We start from the raw sequence: 11,641 nt of genomic DNA, 5'->3' as shown, positions 1-11,641 counted from the left end.
GTGTTGAAGAACCGCTCCCTGAAGGAAAGAGTCACGTGGACACCGACGAAGCCTGGTTCACCGCCGGCGCCAACCCGACCGGCGCCATGCGGCTGTTCCTCTTTCCCTTCGCCGGCGGCAACGCCAACACCTTCCTGCCCTGGCAGGCGCTGCTCGGACCGCGGCTGGAGCTGCGGATCGCCCAGCTCCCCGCTCGCGGCGTGCGGCTGTTCGACCCGCCGCTGGCGGACATGGACGAGCTGGTGGCCCGGCTGACTCGGGCGGTAGCCGGCTTGGCCGACCGGCCGTTCGCCTTCTTCGGCCACAGCCTCGGCGCGCTGGTGGCCTTTGAGGTGGCTCGCCAGCTACGCCGGGGCGGGTTGCCCGAGCCGACCAGCCTCTGGGTGTCCGGCGCCGAGGCCCCGCAGACCCGGGCGGTCCGGCGCCGGTTGCACGAGCTGGGCGACGCCGAGCTGATCGCGGCGCTGGGTGAGTACAACGGCACGGCCACGGACCTGCTGGGCAACCAGGAGCTGATGGAGCTGGTGCTGCCAGGGCTGCGTGCTGACTTCGCCCTGAGCGAGCTCTACGTCTATCGCCCCGAGCCGCCGCTGGACCTGCCGATCCACCTGCTGCTGGGCGAGGAGGACCCCCATGTCGAGCTCGACCGAGCCGCCGGCTGGTCCCTGGAGAGCAGCCGGCCGGTGCGACGGCGCCTCTACTCGGGCGACCACTTCTTCCTCAACGCCCATCAGCAGAGCATCGCCGCCCTGCTAGCCGACGTCGCGGCGAAGGGCGACGTCGCGGCGAAGGACGTGGACGATCCGAGGGCCGACCTCGACTGGCCGGCCACCCAGCCGCGGCTGACGCCATGAGCGCGGCGAACCCGTACCAGTCCTTGCCGGCCCGCTCGTTCTGGCGCTCGGCGGCGGCCGAGCCCGAGATGGCCGACATCGATGAGCTGTGGACGCCGAAGTTCGCGCTGGGGCAGGACGACCCGATCCTCACCGCCGGCTCGTGCTTCGCCCGTCATATCGGCCGGACGCTGCTCGATCTGGGAATGAACTGGCGTGACGCCGAGCCGGCGCCGCCCGGCTTGACCGCCGAGCAGCGAGCGGCTCGCCAGTACGGGGTGTTCTCCTTCCGCGCCGGCAACATCTACACCGCGGCGACGCTGCGTCAATGGCTTGGCTGGGCGACCGGCGCCGAGAGCCCCGGCGCCGAGAGCTGGATCTCCGACGGCCGGCACTTCGACCCGTTCCGCCCGTCCGTCGAGCCGGCCGGCTACGACTCGGCCGAGGCGATGTTGGCCGCGCGCGAGGTGACCTTGGCTGCCATCCGAAGCGCGGTCGCCGAGGCGAGCTGCCTGGTCTTCACGCTGGGCCTGACCGAGGCCTGGCATGACCGCGGCACCGGCGTGACGTACCCGGTGTGCCCCGGCACCGTGCGCGGTGACTTCGACCCCGAGCGCCACGTGTTCAGCAACCACACCTTCGACCGGGTGCGCCAGGACGTCCTGGCCGCCCTCGCGTTGGCGCACAAGGTCAACCCGGGGCTGCGGCTGCTGCTCACCGTGTCCCCGGTGCCGCTCACCGCGACCGCCACTGGCGAGCATGCCCTGACCGCCAACACCTACTCCAAGTCCGTGCTGCGAGCGGTCGCCGGCCAGCTGGCCGCCGAGCATGAGCGCATCGACTACTTCCCCGCCTACGAGATCATCACCGGCATCCCTTTCCGGAGCGCCTTCTTCGAGCCGAACCTGCGCTCGGTCACAGCCGAGGGAGTGCAATTCGTGATGCGCCGGTTCACCGCCGCGCTCAGCCGGCAGGCCGGCCAGCGACCGGCCAGCCGGCCCGAGTCTGTGACGTCCGAGTCCGGAGAGGGGGCGGACTTGCTCTGTGACGACGCAGTGCTCGACTACTACAACGCCCGCTAGATTCCTGCTGCTGGGCGACTCGCACGCCGGGGTGATCGGCCGGGCGGCGAAGGCGGCCGGCATCAGCTTCCGCGGCGGGCCGATCGGCTCCGGACGCGACTTCAACGCCGGCTTCCTTGAGCTGCGTGAGGACGACGTGGCGTTTCGCGACTCCCAGCCCCACGCCTACTACCGGGGCTTTCTGGACGAGCTGGGGGTGACGGCCCTCGGTCAGCTCGACGTTCCGGTGGTCTCGACCTTCGGCTTCAACGTGCACACCTTCGCCACGACCGAGAACTGGCAGTTCTACCGTTCAGCCGACGGGGACTTCGCGCCCGGATTCCTGACCAGCCGGCTCTTCGCCGAGATCATCCGGGTGATGGCCGGCGACGCGCTGGCCTTCTACCGTCACGCCGGTGGCCTGGGGCTGCGGGTGCTGGCGGCGCTCCCCCCGCAGCGGGTGCCGGCGATGGCTGACCCGCAGGTGTTCCTGGCCGCGCAGGACATCATCGCGGGCACGCTGGCCGAGTGGGGCGTGGAGCTGGTGGACCTGCGCGCGCGGGTCACCGACGCGACCGGTTTTCAGCGGCCTGAGCTGTGCGAGGCCGGCGACCCGATTCACGGCAACCTGGCCTTCGGCCGGCTGATCCTCACCGACTTGCTGGATCGCGGGCTGTGACCGGCGACCCGCACCATCCTCGACTGACGATCCACCGAAAGGACTGTTGAGCATGGACCAATTCACCCTCGCCGCGGCGCAGCGGTTGACCACCCGCCCGCCTGAGAATTATCAGCACATCTCGGTGCACTCGCTGACGCCGGTGATCGGCGCCGAGGTGTCAGGAATCGACCTGTCCCAGAGACTGTCCGAGGAGCAGCTGGCGGAGGTGAAGCACGCCTTCGGAACCCATCACGTGCTGGTGTTTCGCGACCAGCTCCTGAGCCCTGAGGACCACAAGCGGTTCGCCGCCCACTTCGGCGAGCTGCGCCGGCAGCAGCGCGCCGAGGGCGACGACCGCGACCCGGAGATCCTGGACATCAGGGCCGACCAGGACTCCACCTTCGTCGACGGCAACGACTGGCACACCGACGGCACCGCCGACGCCGAGCCGTCCCTGGGTTCGATGCTCTACCTCACCAAACCACCGGCCATCGGCAGCGGCGGCGACACCATGTTCGCCAACATGCACCTGGCCTACGAGATGCTGTCGCCGACCATGCGCGGCTTTCTGGACGGCTTGACCGCGGTGCACGACGGGCTGGTGCCGTGGCAGGGACACCAGCCGCCGGCGGACTACGTCGTCCCCAAGAGCGAGCACCCGGTGGTCGTGCGCCATCCCGACACCGGCCGCAAGTTGCTATTCGTCAATCCCGGGTTCACCACGCACATCACGCAGCTGTCCGCCGAGGAGAGCAGGGCGCTGCTGGATCTGCTGTTCGGCCTGGTCGCCACCAAGCCGCTGCTGAGCTGCCGGGTCCGCTGGGCTCCCAACACCCTGGTGTTCTGGGACAACCGCTGCACCCAGCACCACGCGATCTGGGACTACTACCCGCATGCCCGCTACGGCCAGCGGGTGTCGATCAACGGCGCCCGCCCCACCGCCTGAGGCTGCCCGTGCCGCATTGTGCGGCCTGAATCCGCGCTGCGGCTGAGTCAACGCGCGGATTCAGGCCGCACAATGTCGAGGCTGGCGAGGTTGTCGAGGCTGTCGGCCAGGCCGTCGGCCAGCCGGGTGTAGGCGGCCCGGCGCTCGACCTCGGGGGTGGACTGCTCGCCTGCGGGTTCGGCGCCGGCGAGTCCCGCTTGCTCGCCGGCCGGTCTCTGACGGTTGGCGAACGCGTGCGCGCAGGCGTGCAGCAGGGCGAACGGATAGGCCTCGGCGTAGGCCTGATCCTCACCCGAGGCGTAAGCCACCGCCAGCACAGCGGCGTTGGCGACGGCGTTGGACCGGGCGTAGGACTGCCGGTTCGCCTCGGTGCTCAGCTCGGCGTAAGAGTTCGCGAACTGGACTGCTCCGCTCTGGCTGAAGTCATTGGCGCTGGCGTAGGCGCTGGCGCTGGCGTGCGCGGTGGCGTAGGCGCTGGCGTAGCCGTAGGCGTGCCGGTACAACTCATGCAGCGCCGGCTCGAGCACCGCCTGCCACTGCCCCTGGCCGATCCGCTCACCTGCCGCCGCTCGGACGTGCAGCTGTCGCAGCGCTGCCGCCGGCTCGCAGGCGGCCGGCTCGCACGTGTGCGGCTGGCACGCCTGCAGCATCAGCGGGACGACGGTGCGGGCCTGCCAGTCGTGCACCACCTCCCACGGCGGGTGCGCTTCACCCCGGGTGCGGCCAAGGGCGTGCAGCGAATCGTTGACACGCGAGCCCCAGCGCGCCGCGGTGGCGGGGTTCTGGCCGTCGTGCAGCGTCCTGAGCACCGGCGGCAGCCACGCTGGCATCCCTGGACAGGCCAGCGACTGCTCGAAAGGCGCGGCGCCGGCCGGTGGATCGGTCACCTGCGGAATCGTAATGTCACCGCCCTGGTTCCGTCAGGTCTTCACCTCCGGCGGCGCCTTCTCGGCGGTACCTTTGCCGGGTGCCTGACTGGACCTACCTCCTGCGTGCCAGGTGACCCCGTCGCACTCGATGACCAGGCGCACCCGATGACCCCGGCGCACCCGATGACCCCGTCGGACCGGATTCCGCTCGGCGACTCGGCCTGGAGCATCTGGCCTGACATCGCGGTGCGCGGCGCCGGCTTTCCGGCGCGGCTGGCGCTGACGCTGCGCGATCCCTCGCTGGCCGCCGCGGCCGACGCTGCCTCCGACGACAAGCAGGCCGCATACCAGGACGCCTACGCCGCGGCGGTCCGGCGGCTGTCCCAAGCTGTCCGGGCGCTGGCCAATGATCAGCGGTTCCGCGAGGCGATCGCCTGGCAGAACCCGGCGCTGGTGCCGGCCTGCCTGGACAAGATCGCACGCGGTGAGCCGCGCAACGCGCGCGGGCGCAACCACGAGCAGGCGATCGTCAGCTACCTGCAGCGCTACACGTTGAAGAACGAGACCATCGGGTTCTTCGGCCCGGTCGGCTGGGCCAGGGCAGACCGCGGCGTCGCCGGGTTGTCCGTCCGTCCGGGGGCTCAGCTGCTGGCGCGCCGCACCACCTACTTCGAGAGCTGGGGAATCGACGAGCTGGCGGCCGCGATCGCCGACCAGCCGGGCATGCTGGCGTGGTTGCGGCCGCGCCGGGACACCGCCTGCCAGCTCGAAGGCGCCATGGTTCGCCACCCGAGCGGGGACAGCCGGGAGCTGACACCACTGCAGGCGCGGCTGTTCGCGCTGGCCGACGGCAGCCGGACGGTCGCGCAGTTGAGCGACCATCTGAGCGGTGACGTGACGGACGTGGGTGACTTGGCGGACGTGCCGGCGGCTCTGATCGAGCTCGACCGGCTAGGCCTGGTCATGCTGGCGCCGATCGGGCCGATCGAGGCCTACCCCGAGCGCACCCTGGCGGCTCAGCTCGAGCTGATCACCGATCCGCAGGTGCGCGCGAGCGCCTTAGTGCCATTGACAGAACTGGTCGCCGCCCGGGACGCGGTGGCGGCGGCCTCCGGTGACGCCGAGGCCGTGCTGGCCGCGACCGAGGCCCTACGCGAGCTGTTCGTCGAGCACACCGGGCAGTCCGGCGTCCGCAGGCCGGGCACCAGCTACGCCGGACGCACCCTGCTGTACCAGGACGCCGTGCGCGACGCCCGGATCGAGATCGGCGCGGCGGTGCTGGACGCGCTGTCCGGCCCCTTGGCGCTCGTGCTGGACAGCGCTCGGTGGCTGTTGCAGCAGTTCGCGCTCACCTACCGAGAGGTGTTCTCCCAGCTCTACCAGGCTGAACGCGAACGGACCGGCGAGGACGAGTTGCCGCTGGCCACCTTGCTCAGGCTGGCCGCGCCGGTGCTGTTCAGCGTCGGCCGCACACCTGCCGAGCCGGTCGAGCAGATCCTGCGGGAGTTCCAGCGCCGCTGGCGCGAGGTGCTCGCGACGGACGCCGAAGGCGGGCGCCAGCAGACCGGCCACCAGCAGACCGGCCACCAGCAGGTCAGGCGCCAGCAGGTCAGTCACGCCGGGATCTCGGCTTCGGCGGCAGCGGCGTTCGCCGTCACCGACGAGCCGACCTGGAGCACCGCGATCCACCACAGCCCGGACGTGATGCTGGCCGCCGGCAGCGCGCAGGCGGTGGCCGACGGGGACTTCCTGCTGGTGCTGGGTGAGCTGCACATGTCGGTCAACACCCTGGAGGGCAGGCTGTTCGTCGAGCAGCACGATGATCCGGAGCGGTTGCTGGCCTGGGCTGAGGCCGATCACGCCGGCCGGCGGATCTACGCCATCCCCACGAAGAACTCGATGATGGTCTCCTCGCGTGGCGCGCCGCCCTCGGCGTTGCTGTCCCCGGACTGGACGTACTGGTCGCGGTCGGAGTGGGTGGACTCGGCCTGGCCCCCGGCCCCGGTGCTGGCCGCGGCTGATCTGGCCGTCACCTCGTCAACTCTGGCCGTCACCTCGTCAACGGCTCACCCCGGATCATCGGGACTGGTGGTGCGGTCACGGAGCACGGGCGTGGAATATGACCTGCTCGAAGTGCTCAGCGAGTTCCTGGCCGGCGCGGCGATCAACGCGTTCCGGCCGATGTCGATCCAGGGGCGCCAGCCACGGGTGACGATCGACCGGTTGGTGCTGAGCCGGGAGTCGTGGCGGCTGCCGGTGTCCGAGGCCGGCTGGGTGTGGGCGAAGGACGAGAGCGAGCGATATCTGCTGGCGCGGCGCTGGCGGGCATCGTGCGGCCTGCCCGAGCGCTGCTTTCTCAGCGTGCCGGTCGAGGACAAGCCCACGGCGGTCGACTTCAGCAGCCTGGCGCTGGTGAACCTGCTGACCAAGCTGATCCGGCGCACCGCCGAGGCCGACCCTGCGGCGACGATCCGGTTGACCGAGATGTTGCCCGACCTGGATCAGTTGTGGCTGGTCGATGCCGCCGACGAGCGCTACAGCTGCGAGTTCCGGATGGTCGCCGTCGACGGCGCGCGGTGAGCGCTACCGCCAGGGGCTCACCCACCCGCTGGTCAGGCGTCCTGCAGCACCGGCCCGGCGCCCGAGCTCTGCTCGAAGCCGCCCACCTGGTCTGAGTCCCGGTGCACCTCGCCGGCCCAGCGGTAGGACTGGCCGAAGCCGTCGCCGGTGCGCTTGCGGGCGAAGCGAAGGCTGATCCGATCATCGGGGCGAACCTCGATGGGCAGGCGAATCGGCAGGTAGCAGTGTTTCCAGCTGTCCGAGGTCTGGCCGGCTTCGATGTCATCTCCGGAGATGTCCATCGCCGTCGACGGGGAGAGGTCTGCGATGAAGTAGCCCTTGAACCCGGTGAGCGTGCCGTGCTGGCGGGCGGTGAACGACAGCGCTATCTCGTATTCGTCGGTCTCTGCCTCGAGGAACTGGTACTCGCGAGCCAACCGAGGCGTGGCCAGGTGCCGGTCCCAGCCGATCACCGCGTCGTAGTAGGTGTCGAACGGGCTGGCCGCGCCGAGTTGGGCCAGCTGGCGCTCAACCGACAGCGACTCGTCCCCGCCCCGGACCTGACACTGCGCCACCTTGCGGTGGGCGTCGGTGGCTGCCACCGGAACCAGGTAGCTCTCGACCTTCGAGGGCAGCAGGACGCCGCCCGGAGCGAGGAACCGGCGTCGCGCGTCGGCGAGGATCGGAACGCAGCTCTCATTGTCGGCGAGGTTGCCGAGCGTCTCGGACAGGATCACCGAAGCCTGCTCGGGAAGCTCGATGTCATAGGACAGCCCGCGGACCGGGATGAACCTGTCCCGGTAGCCGGCCGCGGCCAGCCGCTCGGTGGCGTCGGCCAGCACCTCGGCGTTGAAGTCGATGCCGTACACCCGGGCGGCGCCGAACTCCAGCGCCCACTGCGCGAGGATGCCGGTTCCGGTGCCCAGATCGACCACGACAGCGCCCGGGCGGACCACCTCGGCGATCGCGGCGCGGAAGGTCCGCATGCGCAGCTGGTCGTTGAGCAACAGGGCATGGAAGTCCTGACCCCACTCGGTCAGGCTCTCCGACACCGGCAGCCATGGCTCCTCGACGTAGTACCCGCGATCGGTCATCGGACCTCTTCCACGTTCAAAGCGCAGGATGCGGCCGGTCCAGAGATCTGGTGGCCGTCGGTCAGGTCATAGGTGGAACGGTGCAGCGGGCAGGTGATCCGCAGCGTGTTCGCGTTGACATGGGCGAAGACCAGCCGGCCTTTGCGGTGCGGGCAGGCCTCGTCGATGACGAACCTGCGCTCGCCCGCCGTGACCAGCACCTTCTCGTCGGGCAGTGCCTGCGTCGTCGGCTGCTCAGCGGCCGGCATCGGCAGTGCTCCGTGCCCGCTCGACCGCGTTCTCCACTGCCTCGCCCAGCACCCGGGACAGCAGCTTCGCCCCGATCCAGACCTTGGTGGCGTCCAGGCCGTGCACCACCTCGTGCTCGCGGATAGCGGTCTGCATCTCCTTCATGTGGAAGGCGTCGATGTGCACGTGCTCGGAGTAGTAGGCGCCGTTCTGGATGCCCAGCCGCAGGCAGCCTTCGGCCAGCAGCGAGAACGCCGGCGGAATGCTCGCCTCCAGGTAGGCCAGCGCGCCCAGGAAGTACTCGACGTGCGGCGCCCGCTGGGCGAGCCAGTAGAAGGCGTTCATGAAGGCGAAGGTGGGCTCGGAGGTGTGCTCCAGCACTTGGTCGAGCTCGGTCGGCAGGCCGAGTTCGGCAAGCAACTTGATGTAGAGGTAGGAGTGCGACTGCTGCAGGTTGCCGCAGCCGAACTCGTCGATCAGAACGCGCATCAGGGCCAACTGCGCCTTGATCGGAACCCGCGCGATGGCGGGGAAGAAGTTCTGCGCCTCGGTGAGGCCGTCGGGCCCGAACTCCAGGACGAAGGTGCGGAACTCCTCGTAGCTGGCCTCGTGCGCCAGATAGGCCAGGCTGCCCAGATCCGCGGCTTCAGCCTGGAGCTGTGCGTCCAGCAGATCCAGCCAAGCGGCGCGCGAGGGGACCGGGTCGGTCTCTGCCTCCAGCTCAGCCAGCAAGCCGTCGATCCACGGTTGCTCGATCTCGGCGATCCGGGCGTAGACCGCGGGGTCGGGGACGCTGCGGTTCAACAGGAACAGGCTGCGCAACGGAGCCGTCTCGATCGCGAGGGTCATGTCGTCCTCATCTGTGATACCGGTTCGTCGTGAGCGATGCGCCCGGCCGCTCGCAGGGCCGTCTTGACGTGGATGAACCATTCCGGGTCGAACAGCGAGTGGCCCAGGCACACTTCACCGATCCGCTCAGCCAACGCCGGCTCCTTGCCTCGCCACCAGCGCTGGCAGAGCTCGGGGATCAGGTTACACACGGCCAGCAGCACGCCGTCCGCTCCGACCGCGTGGCCGATGAGCTCCTCACGGCCTAGCCACATCGCCACGTCAGGGCGCGCCTGGACAAGCGCGGTCCAGTGCTGCAGGTCGCCCTGAGAGTCCTTGACCGCCACCACGCCGGGCAACTGGCAGATGTCCAGCAGCGTGCTCAGCTCCAGGGAGTTGCCCGATTGCTCCAGCTCGTCGTAGACGATCACCGGTATCGGACTGGCCGCGCAGACTTCGGCATAGTGCTGCGCCATCTGCTGCTGGGTCACGGCTATGCCGTACGGCGTCGTCGCGACCACCGCGGCCGCGCCGAGGTCGGCGGCGCGCTCGGCCTTCTCGATCACGCCGGCGGTGGTGGAACTGAGCGCGCCGGCATACACCGGCAACCCACCTGAGTGCTCGACGGTGGCGGCGACCATGGCGCTCCACTGCTGGCCGTTGAGCAGCCCGCCCTCACCGGTGCTCAGCGCGGGCACCAGGGCATCGGCGTGCGGCCGCAGGAAATCGGTCAACGAGCGAACGTCTGTGGAGGACACAGCGCCCGTCGCGTCGATCGGCGTCACCAGCGGGACCAGCACGCCCGAGGCGATCATGGCGTCAGCACCTCCGCTGGCGCCACCCGCAGCACCAACGAGTCCTGGTAGAGCTGGTCGAGCCAGGCAGGAAAGGCCTGGTCGTGAGCGGCGTCGGTGGCCGGATGCCGGACCGGCGCGTCGGCGAGGGCCAGCAGCCGCGGGTTGAGGGTGTAGAGCGTCGCGTCGCGGTTGATCACCATGGCCAGGGTCAGGCGCTCGGTGATCGAGAGTTCGAGCCGGTCCCCGTCCAGCGCCGCGACCAGGTCGGCCTCGGTGTAGGCCAACCGGTCAAAGCGCAGCTCGGTGTGCAGATTATCCATAAACGGGTAGTAAAGGTCTTGCTCGTGCCGGCCGAATCCCCACACCGTGTCATCGCACACGCCGACCTGCTCGGCGCTGATGCCGAGCGAGCCGTCCAGCCGGGCCGCGAAGAACCGCACGCATGCCAGCCGTTCATCCTCGTCGGCGCTGTTCATGCCGAGGAAGGAGCTGGCATCGACGAACTCAGTGCTCATCGCGGTAGAGGTCGAGGGTGGCACGAAGGTTGGTCACCGCGCTGGTGAACATGTCGGCGTCGCGGGCCAGCGCGAGCCGGATGTACTGGTCGCCCTTGCTCGGCTGGCTCCAGAGGAAGAACTTGCCGGGAAGGATGTAGACGTCGCTCTTGGCGCCCAGCCGTTGCAGCTCGGTGGCGGTGAGGGTCGGGTGGTCGATGCGGAACCACGCGACGCTGACGTTGCACACTGGTTCCATATAGGTCAGCGCGGTCCCGTCGAGCAGTGTCCGGGCGGTTTCCCGGTTCTGCTCAAGCAGGCTGCAGACCGAGTGCATCTTGTCCTTGATGGATGCCTCGACGTAGCAGGTGAGCATGTTGAGCACAAAGGGCGAGACGTTGAGCAGGACGCTGGTGTGCAGGTCGAACACGACCCGCTTGATGTCGTCACTGGGCGTCAACATCGCGCACTTGGCATCTTGCACCGGCCAGGTCTTGCCGGTGTCCTCGATGGCGAGGTAGCTGATCTGGGAGTCCTCGAGCATCTCGTAGATGTCGAACCTGCTCGGACCGGTGCCGTGCAGGGTGAACGACGCGAAGCAGAAGTCGATCAGCAGCAGCTTGCGGTAGTCCTGGCAATACCGGATGACCTCGGCGAAGCCTTCGGTGCCGTGCTGGAGCAGGCTGCTGCCGGTCGGGTTGTTCGGGTCAACCAGGAACAGCGCGTCGGTCTTCACCTGCCGACGCAGGTTGTCATAGATCGAACCGACGTCGGCGAAGGCCGACTCGTCAATCGGGTAGAGCGGGACGCCCATGTTGGCCAGCACATCGTGCAGGTTGTCGAAACACGGCTCGATGAGGGTGACCGACATCCGCTCACGCCGGAGGTACATCGCCGCGACGAGGGTCGAGATGGAGGCCGCGTAGGACAGCATTGTCTTGTTCTTGGCGCGCGCGGTGGGCTGACCGTGCAACCGGAAGAAAGCGTCGAGGAACCGCTGCTCGCACTCGGCCTGGGTCTTGCGCTCCGCCTCGTACCACAGCTCAGGCAAGCGGCTGACGATCTCGCGCTGGTCGGCTGACTGGCTCTGATGGGTGTGCGCGTCGGCCAGGTTATGGCGCATCTTCAGAGCCTGGATCTCGTGCTGGGTCAGGTCCCGCACGTCGTCTGACAACACGTCCTGGACCGCTACTTCGATGCTCACTACGCACTCCAAATGTGGGGGGAAGGGGCGGGACAACACCAATGGCGGTCCTCACGTGGTGCGGGAT

Annotated in this window: 12 protein-coding genes; 5 read left to right on the top strand and 7 right to left on the bottom strand. The window is 69.2% G+C overall.

All coding sequences use genetic code 11. The annotated features are described in order from the left end of the window. Positions 1-35: 35 nt before the first annotated feature. Genes VGB75_07565 through VGB75_07550 form a run of 4 tightly spaced genes read left to right on the top strand, consistent with a single transcriptional unit; the run spans position 36 to position 3,501 of the window. The gene (locus VGB75_07565; protein ID HEY0166882.1) at positions 36-854 is read left to right on the top strand and encodes an alpha/beta fold hydrolase; all 819 of its coding nucleotides are present in this window, start codon (positions 36-38) and stop codon (positions 852-854) included. Beyond that, the gene (locus VGB75_07560; GenBank protein ID HEY0166881.1) at positions 851-1,915 is read left to right on the top strand and encodes a GSCFA domain-containing protein; all 1,065 of its coding nucleotides are present in this window, start codon (positions 851-853) and stop codon (positions 1,913-1,915) included. Before VGB75_07565 ends, VGB75_07560 begins: the two co-directional genes overlap by 4 nt. After that, positions 1,878-2,573: a hypothetical protein gene (locus tag VGB75_07555; GenBank protein HEY0166880.1), complete on the top strand. Its 696-nt coding sequence runs from the start codon at positions 1,878-1,880 to the stop codon at positions 2,571-2,573. Before VGB75_07560 ends, VGB75_07555 begins: the two co-directional genes overlap by 38 nt. A 52-nt stretch (positions 2,574-2,625) precedes the next feature. After that, positions 2,626-3,501 (top strand): TauD/TfdA family dioxygenase, encoded by an 876-nt coding sequence (locus VGB75_07550; GenBank protein ID HEY0166879.1) that lies wholly within the window; start codon positions 2,626-2,628, stop codon positions 3,499-3,501. A gap of 47 nt (positions 3,502-3,548) precedes the next feature. On the opposite strand, the gene VGB75_07545 is transcribed toward VGB75_07550, so the two are convergent. Further along, positions 3,549-4,388 carry a hypothetical protein gene (locus VGB75_07545; protein HEY0166878.1) on the bottom strand — a complete coding sequence of 280 codons (840 nt, stop codon included), beginning with the start codon at positions 4,386-4,388 and terminating at the stop codon, positions 3,549-3,551. A gap of 147 nt (positions 4,389-4,535) precedes the next feature. On the opposite strand from VGB75_07545, the gene VGB75_07540 reads away from it, so the two are divergent. Beyond that, positions 4,536-6,950 (top strand): lantibiotic dehydratase, encoded by a 2,415-nt coding sequence (locus tag VGB75_07540; protein ID HEY0166877.1) that lies wholly within the window; start codon positions 4,536-4,538, stop codon positions 6,948-6,950. A gap of 32 nt (positions 6,951-6,982) precedes the next feature. On the opposite strand, the gene VGB75_07535 is transcribed toward VGB75_07540, so the two are convergent. Genes VGB75_07535 through VGB75_07510 form a run of 6 tightly spaced genes read right to left on the bottom strand, consistent with a single transcriptional unit; the run spans position 6,983 to position 11,574 of the window. Next, positions 6,983-8,023, bottom strand: a complete 1,041-nt coding sequence (locus VGB75_07535; protein HEY0166876.1) for a class I SAM-dependent methyltransferase — start codon at positions 8,021-8,023, stop codon at positions 6,983-6,985. Continuing rightward, positions 8,020-8,271: a Rieske (2Fe-2S) protein gene (locus tag VGB75_07530; protein HEY0166875.1), complete on the bottom strand. Its 252-nt coding sequence runs from the start codon at positions 8,269-8,271 to the stop codon at positions 8,020-8,022. Before VGB75_07530 ends, VGB75_07535 begins: the two co-directional genes overlap by 4 nt. Next, a complete protein-coding gene (locus VGB75_07525) occupies positions 8,258-9,100 on the bottom strand; it encodes an iron-containing redox enzyme family protein (protein ID HEY0166874.1) in 843 nt (280 codons plus the stop codon). Before VGB75_07525 ends, VGB75_07530 begins: the two co-directional genes overlap by 14 nt. Next, positions 9,097-9,894 (bottom strand): dihydrodipicolinate synthase family protein, encoded by a 798-nt coding sequence (locus tag VGB75_07520; GenBank protein ID HEY0166873.1) that lies wholly within the window; start codon positions 9,892-9,894, stop codon positions 9,097-9,099. Before VGB75_07520 ends, VGB75_07525 begins: the two co-directional genes overlap by 4 nt. Beyond that, the gene (locus VGB75_07515; protein ID HEY0166872.1) at positions 9,891-10,391 is read right to left on the bottom strand and encodes a DUF6190 family protein; all 501 of its coding nucleotides are present in this window, start codon (positions 10,389-10,391) and stop codon (positions 9,891-9,893) included. Before VGB75_07515 ends, VGB75_07520 begins: the two co-directional genes overlap by 4 nt. Then, a complete protein-coding gene (locus tag VGB75_07510) occupies positions 10,381-11,574 on the bottom strand; it encodes an aminotransferase class I/II-fold pyridoxal phosphate-dependent enzyme (protein ID HEY0166871.1) in 1,194 nt (397 codons plus the stop codon). The genes VGB75_07515 and VGB75_07510 overlap by 11 nt, the downstream gene beginning before the upstream one ends. Positions 11,575-11,641: the final 67 nt, after the last annotated feature.

Source organism: Jatrophihabitans sp. (genome assembly GCA_036399055.1).
Taxonomy (GTDB): Bacteria; Actinomycetota; Actinomycetes; order Mycobacteriales; family Jatrophihabitantaceae; genus Jatrophihabitans_A.
This window is presented reverse-complemented; position numbering and strand designations above follow the sequence as displayed.